A 21,036-nucleotide genomic window follows, 5' to 3' on the forward strand; every position below is an offset into this window, starting at 1 on the left:
GCGTAGATTGAGGAGATGTAGTCACCTTCGAGATGCTCGTCGATGGCTTTACGAAGGTACGCAGTACAAGGTGCGAAGATTGTTAACTCCTCCCACAGCGGACCGCACCGTTGTGGCGACGGCGCCCTTCGGAAATCTGTTTGATAGCGGAAGGCCATGAAGTAATTTACGAGCGATGGAGGCAAGACGACATAGCCCACACGTAAAGAAGGGAACAATGTCTTGCTGAACGATCCGATATGGAACGCCGTTAGGGATAAGTGCGCCAAGCCAGCACTCTGGGGCGTGATCCCATACCATTCACATCCATGGTTTCTAGCAGAATTTCAAAGTGGGGAAGAGGAGCCGTATTGTCGGCATACCGTTGAAAGAGCGTGTCAAAATCATTCTCGCCCGTGACAAATTCTCCTGCAGCTGCAGTTCCTGCAAGAGTAAAGCCTTGAACAATCAGCAAATTCCCGTTCCCACTGAGATTCGGCAGAAACGAGATGGTGGCGAGACCACGATGCTGTTGGTCATCGTTATTGAAGAAGTATTCCTTTCGCTCATTCTGCCTTGGAGCTCGATTCTCAACCCGCAAAGCTCCATTTGCCGGGTTGTCGTGCAGTACAAAATTCATCTCGTGCTCGACCAGAGTCAGCCATGGATCTGCCAGAAGAGAACCCGACAATATCACATTGGATTGTTTCAAGTCATCGAGTTGCAGGTCACGAACATAGCGTATCTCTGCACGATTGGGAACTGCTTCCGCATGCCGGTAGACCGTCGATACAAATACCAGATCGGCCATAGAAGTGTACCGACGGCTTTCGATTTCCTGCAATAGCTGACGATTACACGGCTCCGTGCAAATAGTCCCAGCCTTGTAACGTCCGCTGGCGTACTCTGCCAAGTCGACAGTGCGTCCTGACATCAGTCGCGCCATCACCAGACTGATGTCAGCCGGGACGATCAAGGTGTCCTGGTCCTTGCGGAACATCTGCGTCCATAGCTTGTGCGACGGGGTTCTGATTTCGGGAGTGAAAATGCCTCGGTCCCAGCCTACAAGCAGACATCCAACGACCACGACAACAGCGGCACCAATCCACACCGTACGTTGCCACTTTGCCCTTCTCTCGACGGAAGGCGCAGCAGTACCCGATGTATGCACAGCGATACTCTCCACGAGCAGCGCTGGCGAATCCATGGATACTCGCTCGAAGACAGGCACATAGCTGCCGCGCGGTACGCTGACTCTCAAAGGCTCAGCATTACCCTCTTCATGAAAGTAGGTGTCGAGACGCGTTCGGAGTCGACTCGCATGTGAGCGAACGATGTTGTCGTCGCGTGAATCATAGCCGATGGGTCTTTCAAAGACGGCTTCACCGATTGTCTGTTCGTTCAATCCCGCAGTGTGTCCGCTCAGAGACTGCCTGGAGATATACAGAAGGAAGCTAGAGAGTCGCGGAGAGCGAACAAATCCAGGGGTCTCCACAATTCTTTGGATGAGCTGCCACCTTGGATCTTTTTCAAGGTCGCCGAAGACTTCTCCGGCCTGCTGCTCCTCCTTCGCTGCGAATGCCATAACCTTCCCATCGAATTATAGGAAGCAGCAAAGATCTGCATTGTTAACGGGCGGTGAAGATCGCTCGCAGAGTGACGGTGGACCACGTCGTGAGACGTGTTACATGGTTGGCCTAAAGCCATATTCCCGGTGAGCTTAGCAATTAGACCGTAAAACCTGAGTAAGTCACCTTGCGTTCGTTGAGGTCGTTTGACTAACTACCGTTAGACCGAACCACCCGGTCTTTTCACGAAAACCGATTCATTCCCCGAGCATGGCCCGCCTTGCGTTTGCGGCGTTGCTAGCTCGCTATCAAGTGGGTTCTCGCGAGCCTATGCGTTTTTGCTCCGTCAAGAGGTCTCTATGTGGCAAAAGAAAGTTAAACGTCCTGTAACACCATTGTGGAAGTCCTCGGTCACTTCCGGAGTGGCCCTTGCAACGATCTTCTCCCTGGGAGGTGGCCTGCCCTCGTACGCACAAAGGATCACGGCCTCTCTGAAGGGCACAGTCCATGATGCTGGAAGCGCCGCTGTCTCCAATGCTGCAATTGTCGTTACCAACACAGGTACTCATGTTTCCACGACCACACGGAGTGATGCAGAGGGAACCTTCGCGTTGTCCAACCTTCCGCCGGGCCCCTACTCCGTGACAGTGGATGTGCCCGGTTTCAAGAAGCTTGTCCGTTCTGGACTCGTTCTTAACGTCGACCAGACCGTGCATTTCGACCTCACTCTGGAAGTGGGGGCGACCTCCGATATCGTCGAAGTCACCTCTGCAGAACCGCAGCTGGAAACCCAGACCTCGGATATTGGGCAGGTCATCGACAACAAGAGCATCGAGAACCTTCCTCTCAATCAACGCAATCCCTTCAGCTTGGTTCTTCTGGTGCCGGGCGTTTCGGGCACTGTGAACTCGACCTTTACCGGTCTCCAGTTCAATGTGAATGGCGGACGCGCCGGGACAACAGATGTTCTTCTGGATGGCGTACCATCTGCGCCTCCCACCGACGATTCGAATGCCCTCGCCATTTTCCCGTCGGTCGATGCAACACAAGAGTTCAAAGTGCAGACCAGTAACTTTTCGTCGCAGTTTGGAAACACCGGCGGCGGCATCATCAATGTCATCTACAAGTCAGGAACGAACAGTCTGCACGGCAGCGTCTACGACTTCCTCCGGAACTCTGCACTGGATGCAAACGACTACTTCTCAAACAAGGCAGGCAATAAGCTACCAAGCTTCAAGCGTAACCAGTTCGGATTCAGCTTTGGTGGCCCAGTGTATCTCCCGAAACTCTACGATGGGCGCAACAAGACCTTTTTCTTCGTTGATTACGAGGGGCTTCGTCAGGACACTGCGACATCGATCCAAACCACAGTGCCCACGCTGGCGGAACGCAATGGAGACTTTTCAGACGATAAGACGATAACTGGCGCTCCGATCACCATCTATGACCCGACCACGACCAAAGCGACCGTCTCTCCGGCAGGAGCTACAACCTACACCCGGACTGCGTTCATAGGAAACAGAATTGATCCGACACGTTTTGACCGTGTCGCAGCCAACATTCTGAAGTATTTTCCTCTGCCAAACCAACCGGGGACATTCGGCCGCAATAACTACTTCGTCAGAAGCTCTGCTCCATACACGATCAATCAATACGACATCAAAGTGGATCAATTGATCTCCGAGCGGCAACGTGTTTCGTTCCGCATTTCCAAACGCAATCCAGTTTCAGGCTTTGCTCCGATCCTCCCCAAGGACCTCCTGATTGCTCAACCATCAACGACCAGTGCACAGCCTGCCATAGGTGCGGGGCTCGACTATAGCTTCGCCAAGAGCTCAACGTACATCTTTGAACTTCGTGCGGGTGTCAGCCACGTCTATCAGAATGCCACCGCGCCTTCCAGCGGTTTTGATCCGACGACACTGGGCTTTCCTGGATATCTGGCAGCTGCGGCTCTTGCGACCTCAAAGGCTGCTCTCACCTTCCCAGCAATCGCTCCTGCTGGCTATCTTCCCATTGGAGCAGGTTCGTTTGGCTCCATCGGTACTGCCGGATATTTGTCGGAGACCTTCCTGATCAACAACACAAAAATCCTAAACGACCACACACTCAACTTTGGCGGTGAGTTCCGTATCCTTGCCAACAACGACAATCAAGTTGGTCAAGCCTCAGGAAACTTCAACTTTCCCACGACGTTGACGCAGGGGCCCAATGCTCTGACCGCCTCCAGCACCTCCGGTGATGGCTTCGCATCCTTCCTGCTCGGACTGGGGGCTGGGTCAGTCACCCACAATTTCAAAGTCGTTGATACGATCAGCCACTATTTTGGTGCTTACATTCAGGACGACTGGACGCCTATCCATAAGCTCACTCTCAACCTTGGCCTGCGCTATGACCTGTTCGTTCCGAGAACAGAGCGTCATAATCGAGCGACGTTTTTGGATTTGACGGTAACGTCTCCGTTGGCCGCAACGACCGGTCTGAATCTCAAGGGCGGCCTTCAATACCCCGGTGTAAATGGAAACCCCCGCACAGTGACAGATCTCGAAACCGGTAATTTTTCTCCACGCCTTGGTCTTTCCTATCACCCAATCAATGTCCTCGTAGTACGTGGCGGTTTTGGTATCTTTTTCACGAATAACCCGAATCAAGCAGCATCAACGGTTCAGAACACTGGCTACCGAACCAGCACTGCACTGCTGGGAACAGCGGACGGTGTAACCCCGAATAACTATCTCTCGGATCCTTATCCTGGTGGTTCGTTTACTCCAGTTACCGGAAGCTCACTCGGCTTGTTAACCGGTACCGGTGGTGGTATCTCCGCCAGCATCCGTAAACAGCCTTCTCCCTATACGGAGAACTGGAACTTGGGGCTCGAATATCAGCTACCCAAAAGCTGGATGATTGGTGTTTCTTATGTAGGCAACCGTGGCGTCCAGCTGCCCTACGCGCCCACGTATAACCAACTTCCGGACTCGGCCCTCGCGCTGGGAGGTCAGTTGCTGACCACGGTTTCAAACCCCATGCAAGGCCAGGTGCAAGTTGTCGGCCCAATCTCTGGCGCGGCAATTCAAAAGCGTTACCTCTTATCACCCTTCCCGCAATTCACAAGTGTGGGCGGGATCGTAGTCGCCGGCGCCATCTCTCGTTACGACTCGTTACAGGTACGCCTCGAAAAGCGCTTCAATAAAAATGCCACATTACTTCTCTCATACACGGGAAGTAAATCGCTTGACGATAACTCCATTGGCTTCGCGGGTAATTATGGCTCGAATGGTATCTATCAGGACGCCAGCATTCCCTTGAAACAAGATTCGTACTCGCTCTCAACCTTTGACGTCTCACGAAATCTCGTCGTCAGTGGTGTGTACAGTCTTCCATTTGGCAGAGGGCAACGTTTCGGCAGCAGTTGGGGATCTTTAACCGATGCTCTTTTCGGCGGATATCAGATAAATGGTATCGTCTCTGCTCACACCGGCAATCCACTGGCTTTCTCTGCGAACAACGTCGCAAATATCTTCAATCCCGGCGAGCGTCCGAACTGGAACGGCAAGAACGCCAAGTTGGAAGGAAGTGCAGAAGGCCGCCTGGGTCGTTACTTTGACACAACCGCCTTCTCGCAGCCTGTGACCTATAGCTTAGGAAATATGTCCCGCACGTCGGGAAATCTACGGTCGCCTGGTTTGCGCAACGTCGATTTCTCCGTCTTCAAGCAATTCACTGTCACCGATTTTCTGAAGGCCGAACTTCGTGGCGAGGCGTTCAACGCCTTCAACACCCCTCAGTTCGGATCACCTGACACCGGTGTCTCGGATGCTACGTTCGGTGTCATCTCAACGCAGATCAACTCGCCCCGCCAGATTCAAATCGGCCTCAAGCTGCTGTTCTAGTCAAATCGGACCTCCGCGTGGGAGGAGTTCCTTTGCACGCGGGCTACCAATAAGGAGAACCATGCTCAAGCAATACCCCAACCTCTTTCGCGTATTCCAATGTTCCTCTGCGCTGCTCATCGCTCTGTCTGTGACTCCATGCCTTTACGCGAAGGATCCCCTGAAGATCATCGGTCATCGTGGTGGTGTAGTCGATGATCACCATTCTGAAAACTCCGCTGGAGCCGCCGAAGCGGCTATCCGTCGTGGTTACTGGATGCTTGAGATTGATCTCGATGAGACCAAAGATGGACATATCGTCGTTCATCACGAGTCATTCCGAGACTTCGGTGTCAACAAGATGGCGGCGGCTCTCACTTGGAGCGAAATTCAGGGACTCACCTCTAATATCGACCAGTCACACCCGCTCGAGTTCAGTCAGCTCGCCGCGATTTGCAAAGGGAAGGTGCGGTTGATGATCGATACCAAACAGCCCGGTCATCCAAAGAGCTATTACGAACAGATGGAGAAGGTTCTCAAGGACAACCATCTGCTGAAGAGTGCCTACTTTATCGGGACGGCAGAAACGCGTGACTACTTCAAAGGCAAAGCTCGCATCAGTTTGAGCGAGAAGGAACTAGCTAAGAAGCTTGAGGCTGGTGAGAGCCTCTCAAAAGGCTACTTCCTCTTCGAGCACGGCACCACGATCAATAAACAGAGCATTGAACTCGCCCAGAAGGCACACGTCCCCGTTGTCGTATCGATCAACGAGTACCATTACGCATCGCGGCCAGACCCCATGGCAGCGGCGCACGCCGACGTTGAGAAATCGAAGAGGCTTGGCGTAGCGCTATTCCAGATCGATTCTCCCTTCGATATCTGGCTGCACTAACCGTTGCGCCCTTGAAAACATTTCCTCTTGACGAGGCCAGCTTCTACGGTCCATGGATCGCGGCTCATTGGTTCTGCGATACATGGACCGCTTGTTCTATTGATGCGAGGAACCGAGCGGTTCTTTTCACCTTCGCAACCGTGCGTCAGGCGAACCTGGATTGGAAATGCCTGTGTCCTTTCTAAGTGTCTGTGAACTATGTCAAGACAGCTTGCCGTCCCTAGAGACATGAAATGCGAGAGCGAGACGTCTTGTTCGGAAAATGCTTTTCTACCGCCATTCCAAAGGCTCTTGGGGGATCGATTCGAAATCGAAATGTTGCCATAGACCTCCCCAATTCACGGATACATATTTCTGCAATAGCCGAGACGAGGTAATGCTACTCAATGAGTTTCCTTAACAAGTTCGAACGCAAGTCCACGCCAAGCATGATCCCCACCTTCGTACTTCTTACGATTCTGTCTCGCGATCGTCCGGAATAGGCGAAGCGCGCTCCGATCATCCATGCCAATGGTGTCGTGATCGAGGTGTTCCTGCAACAGTTCGCCGCGGAGAACCTGAACGGCATCTGGATCGAAGAAGGCTGCATTCATCTCGCAGTTCCCGAAGAGAGAAAAGCGGTGCAGATTACAGGATCCGACGGTAGCCCATTCGTCGTCCACTAGCATCAGTTTGGAGTGAACATGGACCGATTTGCGGCTCCCATCGAAGCCCATTCCAGCAATACCGGCTAAGGTAAAGTTATCGAAAACAGCAAGTTGTTCCAGAGGTTTGAGAGCAGATGGGACCTGTAGCTGAGTCTGCATAGAGGCTGCTAGATTAGACGGCATGAGAAGTACCACTTCTACGCCCCGTGTGAGTGCCCGATGCAGACAATCCACGATCTCAGGCACATCGATCTGTTGGTTTTCAATGTAGATCGAGCGACGCGCAGCGAGGATGGCCGCGCAATACTGTTCGAAGTTTGATCGCTCACCCGATGCAATATCGTACGGCGCTCCTTCGGCGGCTGCTCGTCCATCAGCATAACGTTGGGAAGGCATTGTTCTTTGTATCTGAACAGCCGCCGTACCTCGTCCAACCGAAATGTGAGTTGGAAACTGCAAATCCAGTTCGCTACCGATCCCCCAACGTCCTTCCTCGCATAGCCGCTCGCTTGCTTCGTTCCAGCGCTGTACAAAATTGTGATGGACGTCCACTACAGAAGGACCTGCAAGTTCCACGTAAACGTCATGATTTTGTCCTTCACCGTTGTGACCAGGCGTAACCATCGAGTGTGGATTGAGATTGATTCCGCCTACGAAAGCTGCTTCATCCGCAGTGCCTGCATCGATAAGCCAACTCTTTTGATGCTGGCAAAAGCCGGGCTCGGCCCGATCCCAGCGGATCTTCAAACCAGATCGACGGCGACTCAGGAAGGAGATCTGTGCCGTATCCCCAAAGAACGCGTTTTGTCTAAGCCATGCGGTGTGTTCGTCCGGTCTCCAGAAGATGATTCGTACATCGATGCCTCGCGCAGCCGCACGATCAAGGACATCGAACGGCGTTCCACGGCCGTCTGGCATTTCGCAAGCTTGCCACAGGAAAGTGATGGTTACCCAGACACTCCTTTGAGCCGCCTCAATCATTTCGCAAATACGTCGGAACGCGCGTTCACCGTCAATTAATGGGCTTATCAAATTCCCGGAGCGGGTCGGATAAGAACCTGTTTGCAAAAAAGGAATCGCGCTATCCGTCATTGGCACACATCCGTAAAGTCTGAGTCTTGTGATTCTCGCGTTGTCGGAATACATCCAACCCAAACAATGGTTCCGCACGCCATCTAGTCTCCACATATCTAGGTTTACGGTCGAGATCAGGTTGTGGGGAGATGCTTCTTTGGCGGGTAGCCTCGATCGTGTATCTCTTGGAACAGTTGTCCTGATGGCACGCGGAACACAACATAATTCAGAACCGTTTCGAACTCCATTGCAGCCCTCAGGCTCTTTACCAATAGTGCCTCTAAATCCGGCCTTCCTTCCGGTCAGAGCCCGTAGAATGCAAGACCTTAAGCTCTACTCTGCGCGCAAGGCATTGACCGGATTTACGGTCGCTGCTCGACGAGCCGGTATCCCTGCTGCCGCCGCTGCAATCGCTAGCAACATCACGCCCACTTCAATTAGTGTCGCCAGGTCCAGCGGTCTCACACCAAAGAGATAAGATCGAAGCAGATATCCCGCGCACCATGCTGCGGCCAGTCCAGGCAGTAGACCTAACCCGACCATCAAGCCTGCCTGTTGCATCACCAGCGTCGCTGCTTTTAGTCGGGTAGATCCCAGCGCCATACGGATCCCGATTTCTCGCGTGCGTCGCGACACTGAATAAGAGAGGACACCGTAGATTCCCACCGCGGACAACACCAGCGCCGCCATTCCGAAACTTGCCACGAGTCGTATCGCCAACTTCCGCTGTTCGAGCGACTCTGCTACCGCTTCCTCCATCGGCTTCAGACTCATCTCTGCCATCCCAGGGGCATCCTTCCTCAACACCCCACGGAGCTCTGCAGCCAGCGCATCTTGTGACAGGTTTGAGCGCACCGCATACTGCGCAGACATGTTGAACAACTGCTCAAACATTGATCCCTTGGGCAATTGAAGATTGTTCACATACACCATGGGTTCGTACGGCGCGCCCAAATCTCCACCCTGCACTTCATTCTCCACCACGCCTATCACTGTCATCGCCTGTGCAAATGGCAGGTCAGCCTCCGTCTCTCCCTCTTCGCGATGAAAGTGCAGCTGCGATTGCAGCAGCTGACGGCCGGCGAGATACTTCTTCACGAACGCCTCATTCACCAACACAACGACGCTGGCAGCGTTCTCGTCGCTCTGCGTAAAGCTGCGGCCCTGTAACAGGCGAATGCCGCTGGTCTTCACAAAGTTCGTGCCCACCATGCTGTAGAAGGCATTCTCTCCTTTGTGAAAGGGTCTGCCCACGATCTCGGTGGTGCCGTCGAGGGTCATGTTGTAAGCCGAGAAGGGAAGCGAGGTCTGCATCGTTGCCGACTCAACTCCAGGCAAAGCTTCGAACTTGTGCAGTAGTTCTATCTCCTGTTGCCGTGAGTGTGTAGGCGATTGCGTCCGGTCGACCGGCACTAGGATCATGGTCGTCACTCCATGCGGATCGAAGCCTAGCTTCACGTTCTCCAGTGATTGCATCGTTTTTACGAACAGGCCACTCACCACCAGCAGGATGCATGTCAAAGCCACTTGTATCGCTACCAGCAATCGTGGCAGTTGGGAGCTATGCGTGACGTTCTTCGTGCTGATCTGAGCATGCCCGGTGCTTCCGCGAGTCGCTCTATAAATCGAAAGCAGGGGAAGCAGTGTGGCGGCGATACCGACCAGCAACGCAAGCATAGCCGTTACGGACAGTACGGTTGGACTCACCGCCAGCTCATCGAAGCGTGGATAGGTCTCTCCATACGCACGACGAACCATACCCACGGCTCCATACGCGATCCACGCGCCAAACGTCGCACCCAATAGCGACACCAGAATGCTCTCCGTCACCATTTGTTGCATCAGTCGCCAGAAGCTTGCGCCTAGGGCCGATCGCATCTGCATCTCCGGTATTCGGTTTGCGGCACGGCCAATTTGCAGATTCGCGGCATTCGCGCATGCGATCAGCAACAGCACTGCAACACCGCCAAGCAGCGCGAACAATGGCGTCTCCATATCTCCTACCACCAACTGCTGGTACGAGCGCAACGCGATATGCCGTTCTTTCTCGCCATTCTTTCGTGGGACATGTGCAAATACATTCTGCACATCTGCCAACGCCTGCTGTCGCGTCACGCCGGGCTTCAACCGGGCAATCGTCGCCGCATTCTCGATTCCGAATTCATCCTCGTCTTTCGCGTTCAACGAAATCGGCAAGTAGACGACCACCTCGCCCATCCCTGGAGCCACGGGCGCTCCTGCCGGAAGTACTCCAATTACGGTTCTCAGCTTGCCAGCCACATAGATCGTCGAGCCCACGACATGGGCGTCTGAATGCATTCGCTCGCGCCAGAAACCTTCGCTCACGACAACATTCAGACCATCGCGATCACTTGCGTTGATCAGCCTGCCGAGCTTTGCATTGAGTCCCATCACTCCGAATAAATCTGGCGTGACTTCGACTACGGGTGTCACGCGCGTCTCGCTCCCGGTACGCACGGGGTGGACCATCGTATTGAACGCTCCCACTCCGGCGAGACTGCGTGCATTGGCCCGCAAAGCGTCGATTGTGCGGTACGACAGTGCCTGGGGCGACGCAGTCATGCCTTCCGCACCATTCGCGGAGTACACCTGCACGAGTCTTGTTGACTCCGGTAGCGCTACTGGTTTGATAAGAATCGACTCGACGATTGCCGCCATGGTCGTTACGAATCCGAGTCCGAGCGCAAGCGTTAAGATCAACGTGATCGTATAGGCAGGAGAGGCGTTCAAGCCGCGGATCGCATAGCGAATATCCTGAGCCACGCGCTCGAGCCAAACCCATCCCCACACCTCGCGCGCGTTTTCCGCTGCCAGAAGTGCGTTGCCGAACCTCTTCCTAGCCGCGCGCCGCGCCTCCTCGGGAGGCATGCCCGCTGCAATGTTCTCGTCCGTCTCGATCGCTATATGTTCTTCGAACTCACGCAGCAGATTCTCTCTACGACGACCCCATCCAAACATTGCTTTGCACTCCCGCTAAGATTTCTCTTCAACGACCGGAGAAAGAACACGCGCAATTGCGGTCGTTAGTCGTTCCCACTTCGATGACTCGGCCGACAGTTGTTTTCGTCCTTTGGCTGTCAGCTGATAGAACCGTGCCTTGCGATTGTTCTCAGACACGCCGTCCTCAGCTACGATCAGCCCCGACTTCAGTAATCGCTGCAGAGCCGGATAGAGCGATCCATGCCCAACCTGCAGTACCTCGTCCGAACGCCGCTCGATCGTGCGCGCGATCGCGTGCCCGTGCACTTTGCCAAAGGCAAGCGTCTGCAGGATCAGCAGGTCCAGAGTGCCCTGCATCAATTCAAGCTGTTCTTTTCGCTCTCTAGTCGTCATTCGACCTAAAGCTACGGCTGTTCGGGTCGAATGTCAAGGGGGATGAGCTCGGTACTTGCGTATTGTGACGACCTGATTGGGCCGTCGTATAACGCTCGCTTAGACCAGAACTTACGGACAGTCTTTTGTAGGTGACAGTTGTGGCTTCCATTGCAGTCGGGCCGCTAGAGATGACCGGACAGCGACCGATTCCGGTGCTCTAGAACAGGAATGCACGGCCTGCCTAGACAGCTGATCGCAAATCCCTGTTGATGCCCCACACTGAAGGTTTGCGCCGGGGCGTGGGATAGCGGACGGTTACGAAATGCGTCCTGCGTCCTTGGTAACTATCTAAATGGTGTGCAGTAGATAACACTGATCCAGTAAACAGACCTGGGAGAAGGCGACTCTACGGAGTCGCCTCTTTTTTCATCCACAGCTTCTGGGAATCGCGTAATCTCATATCAATCGAGTTGAGGCACTGCAGCACAGACTGCCGAAAAGGCAGCGGGCGTGGAAGCTTTTGACGGGGGATGACTCACACCAGGTCTGTGAGAAACCGTACATCCCTCGTACGCTCGGGTCCCTTCATGCCATCGTCCAAGCCTCATGCTTTTGTCTGCCCCTGATCCATCTTCAGTGATCGACTGTGCCGTAATATCTGGTGGTGTTCGTTTGCTCGGTCCCAAACGAAACGCAAATTTTCCCAGCATGTCCGCGCAAGCATCGTCACGTGGCCGCCTCCGACTCTCCGCATACTCGGGAGATCCTGATCCCATCGCTTGCAAGAGCGACCTTCGTGGCGAAATATCCAATGCCCCGAACTACGCGGGCAGAGGCTGGAAGAAACTTAGAATTCATTCCCGCTTGAAATGAACTTCTCGCTTGGGGAACGAGAGGTGGGTGATGCGTCTCGCAAGCGTGTGCGTGGTGAGGAGTGGATAGCAGACGACAGCGACGCTTACGAAGATCAGCGCGTCGTGCCAAGTGTGTAGGTTTGCCATTCCGAGAAAAATCATTGAGATGCTTTCGAGTTTGAGGTCTTTCGAAACACCGCTCCCATACACCAAAAGGCATCTCTCTCTTGCTCACCGGAAGGAAATCATCCAGCTCCGGTGGTCGCGTTGAATCATGATTTGGACTTATGCAGAACGGCGTCCATCCGTAACTGTCTTTTGTGAACAGACAGGTGTTTCATCTGCAGTGTGACCTTCGGCGAGGAATAGGATGCATCTCCCTGGCAACATCTTTCGGATATCTGTCCACGACGGGCTGCAATCGAAGACACTTCATCTGGGATGACACTGTGTGAAAGCCTCTCCAGACGGGTTAGATGTCCGATGCCCTCTATATCCATGCAAGTGCGATCGCAGCAATCACAGCCAAAACAAAGGCAATCAGGCTCAGGATGCCGAAGAACGCCCAGGAGAATATCTGGGCCAGACTCGCAATCGGTCCAAGCTTCCAAACATAGACACCGGACGCTCCACCCACGCAAAGAACACAATACGAGAGCAGCAAAAGCGGCGGAATGATCCACGCGCCCGCAGAGAGTCGGCTGAATCCCTCGTCCTCTTCTACAAATTCTGCTTGGATCGCCGCCCCTGCGGTTCCGCTCACCAGAAAAGCTAAGATATCCGGTCGTGCTTGTTTCGATACGCTCGCGCCATGACCACCGCGATAGTAGAAGACTTCTGAATGCTGACCGAATGGTATCTGGAAGCCCGTATAGCCAGCTGTGCCAACGTCCCGCATATGGATGCCGCGCAGGGCACTGCAGAGGACGCCTACGGGGAAATCTTTCTGAGCCCTGGCGTTTCGCAACTCGCTAACTTGGCTCCGGTGCAGATCCCAGTCCCACTGCGCGGGCAGAACGCTTCCGTTCAGTGATACGCGCTTGAACACCATCCCGTTGAGATGACTGATGCTGTATCCGAACAGATACGTCCCGTAGCTGTGGCCGATGAAGTTGAAGGTTGCCTTCGGATTCTTCGCTAGCTCGGAGCTATATAGATCTTGAAACCAACGCAGCTTCTTTCGACGGAGAGTTGGAATCAGGAACTGAAGCGCTGAGAAACGCCCATACGTGGGCGGGATTATCTTGGCTCCGGCGAATTGTGATGAGATCAGATTTGACAATTTTTCAACCCAATTGTCATTGCTATCCCGGATACCGTGCAGAACGATATAGGTCGACTGGCTCGCATCAAGCACTCGCCCACCATGATTCCGCTCTTTGAAGTCACCGAGGATTGCTTGCCGGAAGATTGAATACTTTTCGTCATTGCCTGAGTCGTCACGATCGAAGCGCAACAGGCTCCCGTGCGTCGCCTCCAGTGTCATCTCGAAGCCTTCGAGGAAACCTTCCACGTCAAGGCTGTCATTCCGCTCGACGCGGCGATCGTCGGTACCGCGAATCTGAACGACGATTGGATTCGCATCGCGCGTACTGAGCTTACGAATCCACCATAGTCGAACATTGGTGACGAAATCCGAGCCGATCATGATGTCCCGAATAAGCCTCGCCCAGGGCAGGAAGAAGAGCGAAAAGCGTTCATACCAGCGAAGATGTACTCCTCGGTTAAAGGCAGCAAATAGAACGATGCGATGGACCCGGGAAGCCCACTCCTGAGGCTCTTCGCGATTCTTGGCACTTCCCAAACCACGCAAGTACGCCGCGCGGACAAGAATTCCTCCAAGGCTATTCCCCATCAAGGTGATCTCGTCAAAAGGGCCTTCCGTGTACCAGCGCGTTTGAATCCGCTGCGCGAGGTCCTCAGCCAGGTCATCGGCGCGCTTCGAGCTCAGCAGGTGAACCCGATGTTCGTAACGCAATATCTGTGGTTTTTCGTTCCAGAGCGGCTCATCGCTGAGGCGTTCCAGCAGGGGGTCAAAGTCAATGGTTGTATGGCCGATGCTGGGGGCAAGGACAATCAAACGCTTCATTGAGAACAGACCCGAAGAATGGGATAGACACGGAATGGCAGGAGTGTTGCACGGATGGAGCATCAGCGCAAGAACTTCCCTTCGTTGCCCACTCCGATCTCTTCCGATCGCAAGAGCTGGCTGAGAATGGCATGCGTGCGCTTCCACACATTCCTCTGTGTAGTCATCGCTATGTTCTCTGCGTGTGAGGAAAGATAACTTTTCTTCAGATTCAACCTGCGTGGTCCCGCCCGGACGAAAGCGAAACCGAATATGAAGACGGATGTATTGATTGTAGGAGCGGGACCAGTTGGTCTGACGATGGCCGCCGAGCTTGTACGTTATGGCCTATCCGTTCGTATTGTGGACAAGAATTCGCAGCGAACAGATAAGTCGAAGGCGATTGTTATTTGGTCCCGTACGCTCGAACTGCTGGATCGGATGGGCCCCGGAGTTACAGATCGATTTATCCAGGCCGGTCTCAAAGTTGAGTTCACGAACATCTTCGCGGGCGGGAAACAGATTGCGCAGGTCGATCTATCAACCGTCGATACGCCATTTAAATTCGTCCTGCTTATCCAGCAAAACGAGACAGAGAGAATCCTCGAAGAGTACCTAGCTGAACTAGGCGTCAAGGTAGAACGCGAAACAGAATTGCAGGACTTTGAGCAACGCGCGGACAGTGTTAGCTGCAACTTGGTATACGCGGACGGCGCCACAGAAAACGCTGAGTTCTCATGGCTCATCGGATGCGATGGTGCGCACAGCACTGTGCGACACAGGCTAGGAATGACGTTTGAAGGAAGCACTTTGCTCAACGACTGGATCCTTGCGGATGTTCACATTAGTGGCATAGACGGGCCACCGTCGGTGAATATTCACTGGCACTCCGCAGGGATACTCGCGCTCTTCCCACTGGGGGGAACGCGCTATCGCGTCATTGCCGATGTCGGTGCTTCGGCATCAGATGGTATTGGAGTGCATGGCAATCCCACCTTGGAAGAGGTGCAGAAAATTCTCGATGTCAGGGGATCGAAGGAGCTCAGGGCAGACGATCCGGTTTGGCTATCGAGCTTCACTATCAATGAACGCAAGGTCGCTGACTATCGCAAGGGGCGTGTGTTCCTGGCAGGCGACGCCGCGCATGTACACAGCCCTGCGGGTGGGCAGGGAATGAACACTGGCATGCATGATGCTTTCAATCTGGCGTGGAAGTTGGCGCTGGTGTCGCGCGGCCTATGCAATGCGGAACCGTTGCTCATGAGCTACAGCGCTGAGCGTAGCGCTGTGGCCAAGCTTGTGCTCGAGGCCACAGGAAGAGCAACGAAGGTTGCATTGATGAGAGGTGAAGTCGAACAGTCGCTCCGGAATCATATTGCTTCGTTGATTTTTGGACTCGCTCCGGTTCAGCACATGATGGCGAATGTACTTTCCGAAGTTGCGATCGGGTATCCAGATAGTCCGTTGAATACATCCTGCGGGCTTGAACATAGCCGGCCCGCACCGGGCGAAAGAGCGCCAGTTCATGAGCAAGCCTCAGCCATTGGAACCGGATCAACTCCACGCTTTGCGTTGTGCGCAGAGGTCGATGATGGTGCCTACAAAGGCATCATGGGAGAATTTGCAGGTCTTCTTGAGCCAACGCTACGACCGACATCTGACTCAGGTTGCTTATGGTTGGTGCGACCAGACGGTTATGTCGCATTGCGTGCAAGAAGCGGCGATGCGGGGGCCGTCGGTGCCTATCTTCTTGGGCTTTAGAGCTGTCGTCCGGTTGTCTGAACAATATCGCGCCTGCTCTGACTCCGCGGCTCCAATGCAAGAAGTTTTCAAACGCTAGGTTGGTTTGCCAAAACGGGGAGTTGGATCGTTAGTAGGGTCCCCGTTGTTGCGCTGCTCTCCACGTGAAACGATCCATTGAGAAGCGTGATACGTTCCCGCATACCTGTCATGCCGAATCCTCCTTGGCCTGGAGTCGACGATTTCGGCTTCTCTGCGATTCCGCGGCCGTTGTCGCGGATCGTCAAAACCACTTGCTGAGGATCTCGATAAATCTTCACCTCAGCGTGAGTGGCTTCTGAGTGCTTGACTACGTTATTCAGTCCTTCTTGAACGATTCGATACAGGTTGATCCGCAGGTCTTCCGCAAACGCATCGTCTATATCTGCCAAGTCTCTCTCGATCTCAATCTCAGAGGCTTTCGCAACGGTCCTGCAGAGACTCTCGATAGCTCGTGTCAGTCCCAGTCTGTCCAGTTGGAATGGTCGGAGAGCGTAGGAGATCGCTCGCGTCTCTTCCATGGCAGCGGTTGCTTCTCCGCTAATCTCCTCGATCGTCTCGCGTTTTTCTTCTTCTGATTTCACCTTGCCTTTCACGCGAAGTAGGAACAGGGCGAGATTGTTGATGATGATCAGGCGTTGGCCAAGGCTGTCATGAAGCTCCGCAGCAATTCTGCGACGCTCACCCTCTTGTGACGCGATCAGTTGGCGAGAGAAGGTCTGTTGTCGAATGTGAGCCTGTTCCAACTGCTGCACGCGATAACGCCATGCGAAGGCGATCCCTAGAAGGCCGAGGAGAACGCAGGCTACGATAAACCATCGGCGTCGATAGAAGGAAGGAACGACGCTGACGGCCACCTCGGCATCTTTTAAACTGTTGATGCCGTCGCTATTTCGCGCAGCAACTCGAAACGTGTACTCACCAGGCAATAGATGGGAATAGTACGCTGTCCTTCGAAGACCGACCTGCTGCCAGTCGTCGTCCACGCCATCCAACTTATACCGAAAGCTGACTTGTTCGGGCTTCGCATAAGTGAGCGCGGTGTACTGGATTTCCAGACTCGTCTGACCAGGCTTGAGCCTTACCAAATTGTTATCGGTAGACTCCAGGCCATCGATGCTGACGCTATCAATGTGAACTCTCGGAGGTTGGCTAACACCAAGCATCTTTTTGGGATCGACGATTGCGATACCGCTCTGTGTCGGAAACCAAAGGAGCCCGTTTGCGTCTTTCACACCCGAAGGCCACCCTCCCGCATTGCATTCCGCACTCAACATGCCATCGGCGCGGCCATACGCAAACGACGTAACCCTCGGTTCGCGCTTGTCGGCTACCGCAACGAGTTGATCCCGATCGACCCGATAGATGCCATGGTTCGAGCTGATCCAGAAACGCCTTTTCTCGTCTTCGAGAATTTGAAATGCGCCGTTGTCGAAGAGGCCCTGACGCTTATTGAATGACACCCATTTGCCGTCCCGAAGCCATGCGATGCCGCCGTCGTATGTTCCGACCCAGATTGTGCCGTATGTATCTTCGAAGATTGTTCTGATGTTGTTGCTCGGAAGGCCTTCGCTTTCTGTCCATCGATTGATATGTCCGTTGCGAAGATTCGTGACTCCACCGTTTCCGCCGATCCAAAGACCTCCCTGGCGATCCGTCACGATGACCCGAACATCATTGGTGGCCAGCCCATCCGCGGTGGTGAGGTGACGCGTCATCCTACCGTCGTAGAAGGTTAGGCCACGTTCCGTGCCAAAAAGCATTGCACCATCCGGTGCCTGATGGATCACCAACGGCGCCCCTGTGTCACCGAGGGTGATGTTGGGCTGCCTGATCTTTCCATGAACGAGTGTGCGTATTCCTGAATGAGTTCCAATCCAGAGAACGCCCTCTTTGTCTTCAAACAAGGAGGAGATCGTTCCGGGGATGCCGTCCGCTGTTCCGAAGGTATGGATTACTTTGCCATCTCGAATCTCGCTTAAGCCACCGGGCGAGCTGCCGGCCCAAATTTCTCCCGACATTGAACGAAACACAGGATTCGTATTGTTGCTCGCAAGTCCCTCTTGTTCGGAAAGAACCTTGATCTGTTGGCGCTGAATTCGATAAAGCCCTTCGGTTTCAGTCCCGACCCAGAGATTGCCCTCACTGTCAGCCTTGAGGGCGTTGAAATTAAATACATGGTCGATACCATCTATGGGCAGATGGAGAAGACGCTCAAACCGATCTGGGGTCACCTCAACCTTCCAGTCTTCCCCTGATAAACCAGGAAAAGGGAAGCTGGCCGATTCGTGAGTGAGGTTGGCGGGTTTGTCGCCGAGGCGTCCCATGCGACCGTCGTTGGTACCTATCCATGCATCGTTATTGATACTCATCACAACGCCGCGGATCTCGGATGGCTTGATGCCCTTGGGTATGGCAAAAGTGAAAAGCTTGCCCCGATTGAAGCAAATGATCTGCTGGCCTCGTTGTGCCCAAAAACCAGTCCCACGCCATCGAAGCGGTTCGAACTGAAGATCGTCCGTGCTGAACTCTGCCCGCTCAAATCTCCGCTTATCCTCATTCCAGACGAGCACTCGATGTTGAGACAAAATCCACACCTTACCCTCGTCGAAAGTGATCGCGTTCACTTCGCGAGGCGCGACGCCATAGTGCTCATCCAGTGTCTGGAAGGTTCCATGATGTATGCGTAAGAGGTTGTAATCATCGCTCTGGATCCAGAGATCTCCGTTGGCAGTTTCGACCATCGCGATCAACCGGCTGGAAGTCATCTCCGGCGTAGTGCTTTTGTCGTACACCTTAAATCGCACACCGTCGAAGCGTGCCAGGCCATTCAGGGTGGCTACCCAGACATACCCATCCGGAGTAAGGATGATGCTGCGAACACCACTCTGCGGCAAACCCGTATCGGGAGTCCACTGAGTAAATCGATACTGCGCTGAACCACTTTGTGACGAAAACAAACAAATGCCAACAATTGCATAGATGACCTTTGTCAGAATCTTCAGGAGAGTTGTTCTGAAATGATCGCGCACGCTGGCCCTTGGGTGATGATTGCCAACATTCTACGGCCTGATTAGGAACGCTGCAGAGACAGAGGGTTGCCGCTCGATTCAATTTGGGCTGCCCAGAGGTTTGTTTCCAGTTGGGTCGAGACAATCATTGCCAGTCGCCGTGATCGTCCTTGACTTGAACCTACGAAACGGCGCCTCGTTCGGTGACTATTCTGTTCTTCCGAGCATCCTTAGAGTGGTCCTCGTCAAACCACTCGAGATAGAAGGTCATAGGCTCCATCCGGCTGTCGGCTGTGATCTCTTGGCGAGCGCCTAAGATCGAAACCTCTTGCATAGAAATCTTTCCGACTGTATCCCGTGGGGGAAGTCTCCTCCCGCGCGGCGACCGCTTCGTGATCCTCGCTTCCCACTTCAGAGGGATGTCCCTTCCCTCGACGCCCTGTATCGCCAACTGACGAAAACGGCGTTTATCGTTACTTATGCAGCAAGGAGGGATTGTGCAGATATTCAGCAGTCTTTTCAGGCAGACGTTTGGTCACGGCAGGACCTGTGTGGTGATTGCGGGCCTAGCGGCGGCACACTTCCCTGGCGCTACGCTCTGGGGACGACTTTCCTTGGGGCAGGAAGCTAAGAGTGAGGTGGTGGACACGAAGCCGCAGCATTTTGAGACGGTCTCCATTCGCCCGACCCCAGAGGATAGTTCGGGAACCTTGGTGAATGCGCAAGGTGTGGCGTTCCGTGTGCATGCCATTCCATTGGCGGTGCTGGTTCAGATGGCATTCGGACTTAATCCGAATCAATTAATCGTGCCGGACTGGGCACATGAAGCGAAATTCGACATCGAGGCCAAGACAGGAGTGGAAGCACGCTTAACACCTGAGGAGATGAAGCCACTCTTGCAGGCAATGCTGGCGGAGCGATTCGGGATGCAATATCACCGCGAAACGCGCGAGATTCGGGGCTATGACATGACTGTGGCAAAAAAAGGACTGAAATTGATTCCGGCTGCGCCCGAGGCTACAAGAGGTGGAACCGCCGGACCAACACTGATATCGATGCCAAGCGCGACCCTGGGGGCGTTAGCTGACATGCTTGCCGCTCGAGTGAGTTTGCCAGTGAGGGATAAGACCGGAGTCGAAGGCAACTACAAGGTCGAATTGCATTTTGCTCGTGAGGATGACCCGGAGCCGATGTTGCCTTCAATCTCAGACGCTCTGAACGACACTATGGGGCTGAAGTTGGTTCCGTCGAAGGTGCCAGTCCAAATGGTTGTTATCGACTCTCTGTCCCGAGTCCCAACGGAGAACTGATTCCGCCGTAGTAATCAGTCTCGAGAAGTCGGCTTGTCGTCAGTGATCTGGGCAAGCTTTCGCTAGGGCGTTTCTCGTTACTAGTCTGAGCGACTTCCGCAAAGTGGAGCCGGGGAAATCCCCGGCTTTCGGTGAATTGAAACGCGGCTCGTCCTGGCAGCTCATCCATCGTGTCCGTGGTGGCGCAGAGCTGTTCTAAGAAAATGCGGCCCAGCGCGCGTCGAGGACGGTCAGTGTCCGCACGCGCTGTAGACTGAGTTATTCGCGGAGATCTACTTGAAACGCACATTTGGGTTTTTCTGTTTTTTGACCTTTGCCTTGTCCGCAGTCTGCCAGACTTCGTCTGCTCCACTCGTCGGTTACATCGGCGCTTATGAGTACGAAAACAACACACGCATCGACATCATCTCTGGCGCAGATCTCTTCGCGGTTCTGGATGAGGCAAAGTACAAGCTTCCGCGCCAAGAAGGTGACATCTTCTTGAATGGCGCGAGGGAACCGGTCAGCTTTCGCCGCGACGCCGCTGGAATTATCACTGGATTTGAAGAACGTGGCCATTTCTATCGACGGCTTTCCCCGACACCGTCCGCAGCCGCGCGTGGCCTTGCGACTCCACGCCCCAATGGCGATCTCCGCTATTCCTACAAGG

At 54.0% G+C, this 21,036-nt stretch carries 11 protein-coding genes; 5 read left to right on the top strand and 6 right to left on the bottom strand.

Annotated features, from left to right (window positions below):
- Nucleotides 1-250: 250 nt before the first annotated feature.
- Nucleotides 251-1,564, bottom strand: a complete 1,314-nt coding sequence (locus tag M504_RS20850) for a hypothetical protein (protein WP_047498363.1) — start codon at nt 1,562-1,564, stop codon at nt 251-253.
- A 342-nt stretch (nt 1,565-1,906) separates the two neighbouring features.
- Here M504_RS20850 and M504_RS20855 point away from each other — a divergent pair, with 342 nt between their 5' ends.
- Together M504_RS20855 and M504_RS20860 are read left to right on the top strand one after the other, a co-directional pair.
- Nucleotides 1,907-5,437, top strand: coding sequence for a TonB-dependent receptor (locus M504_RS20855; RefSeq protein ID WP_084214604.1), 3,531 nt, complete (start codon nt 1,907-1,909; stop codon nt 5,435-5,437).
- A gap of 61 nt (nt 5,438-5,498) precedes the next feature.
- On the top strand, nt 5,499-6,308 hold the full coding sequence (locus M504_RS20860; protein ID WP_047498369.1) for a glycerophosphodiester phosphodiesterase family protein: 810 nt from the start codon (nt 5,499-5,501) through the stop codon (nt 6,306-6,308).
- 383 nt (nt 6,309-6,691) lie between these two features.
- Here the strand turns inward: M504_RS20860 and M504_RS20865 are convergent, their stop codons facing one another.
- The 4 genes from M504_RS20865 to M504_RS20880 form a co-directional block, all read right to left on the bottom strand.
- On the bottom strand, nt 6,692-8,047 hold the full coding sequence (locus M504_RS20865; protein ID WP_198137734.1) for a phosphatidylserine/phosphatidylglycerophosphate/cardiolipin synthase family protein: 1,356 nt from the start codon (nt 8,045-8,047) through the stop codon (nt 6,692-6,694).
- 315 nt (nt 8,048-8,362) lie between these two features.
- Nucleotides 8,363-11,008, bottom strand: coding sequence for an ADOP family duplicated permease (locus M504_RS20870; protein WP_047498376.1), 2,646 nt, complete (start codon nt 11,006-11,008; stop codon nt 8,363-8,365).
- A gap of 15 nt (nt 11,009-11,023) precedes the next feature.
- Nucleotides 11,024-11,383, bottom strand: a complete 360-nt coding sequence (locus M504_RS20875) for a PadR family transcriptional regulator (RefSeq protein WP_047498379.1) — start codon at nt 11,381-11,383, stop codon at nt 11,024-11,026.
- A 1,326-nt stretch (nt 11,384-12,709) separates the two neighbouring features.
- On the bottom strand, nt 12,710-14,308 hold the full coding sequence (locus M504_RS20880; protein WP_156994108.1) for an alpha/beta fold hydrolase: 1,599 nt from the start codon (nt 14,306-14,308) through the stop codon (nt 12,710-12,712).
- A 252-nt stretch (nt 14,309-14,560) separates the two neighbouring features.
- On the opposite strand from M504_RS20880, the gene M504_RS20885 reads away from it, so the two are divergent.
- Nucleotides 14,561-16,048: an FAD-dependent monooxygenase gene (locus tag M504_RS20885; protein WP_047498385.1), complete on the top strand. Its 1,488-nt coding sequence runs from the start codon at nt 14,561-14,563 to the stop codon at nt 16,046-16,048.
- 68 nt (nt 16,049-16,116) lie between these two features.
- On the opposite strand, the gene M504_RS20890 is transcribed toward M504_RS20885, so the two are convergent.
- Nucleotides 16,117-19,098, bottom strand: a complete 2,982-nt coding sequence (locus M504_RS20890) for a sensor histidine kinase (RefSeq protein WP_047498389.1) — start codon at nt 19,096-19,098, stop codon at nt 16,117-16,119.
- A gap of 620 nt (nt 19,099-19,718) precedes the next feature.
- Between M504_RS20890 and M504_RS20895 the strand changes: the two genes are divergently transcribed.
- Together M504_RS20895 and M504_RS20900 are read left to right on the top strand one after the other, a co-directional pair.
- On the top strand, nt 19,719-20,387 hold the full coding sequence (locus M504_RS20895; protein WP_232296404.1) for a TIGR03435 family protein: 669 nt from the start codon (nt 19,719-19,721) through the stop codon (nt 20,385-20,387).
- A gap of 276 nt (nt 20,388-20,663) precedes the next feature.
- Nucleotides 20,664-21,036: hypothetical protein (locus M504_RS20900; RefSeq protein WP_047486552.1), on the top strand; the 373-nt coding region annotated here is incomplete at its 3' end.

Origin of the sequence: Terriglobus sp. TAA 43 (assembly GCF_000800015.1) — a bacterium.
Lineage (GTDB): Bacteria > Acidobacteriota > Terriglobia > Terriglobales > Acidobacteriaceae > Terriglobus.

Bases quoted from the DNA above. Each gene is read 5' to 3' on its own strand.
- M504_RS20850 (WP_047498363.1), bottom strand. From the start codon at position 1,564: ATGGCATTCGCAGCGAAGGAGGAGCAGCAGGCCGGAGAAGTCTTCGGC.
- M504_RS20855 (WP_084214604.1), top strand. From the start codon at position 1,907: ATGTGGCAAAAGAAAGTTAAACGTCCTGTAACACCATTGTGGAAGTCC.
- M504_RS20860 (WP_047498369.1), top strand. From the start codon at position 5,499: ATGCTCAAGCAATACCCCAACCTCTTTCGCGTATTCCAATGTTCCTCT.
- M504_RS20865 (WP_198137734.1), bottom strand. From the start codon at position 8,047: ATGACGGATAGCGCGATTCCTTTTTTGCAAACAGGTTCTTATCCGACC.
- M504_RS20870 (WP_047498376.1), bottom strand. From the start codon at position 11,008: ATGTTTGGATGGGGTCGTCGTAGAGAGAATCTGCTGCGTGAGTTCGAA.
- M504_RS20875 (WP_047498379.1), bottom strand. From the start codon at position 11,383: ATGACGACTAGAGAGCGAAAAGAACAGCTTGAATTGATGCAGGGCACT.
- M504_RS20880 (WP_156994108.1), bottom strand. From the start codon at position 14,308: ATGAAGCGTTTGATTGTCCTTGCCCCCAGCATCGGCCATACAACCATT.
- M504_RS20885 (WP_047498385.1), top strand. From the start codon at position 14,561: ATGAAGACGGATGTATTGATTGTAGGAGCGGGACCAGTTGGTCTGACG.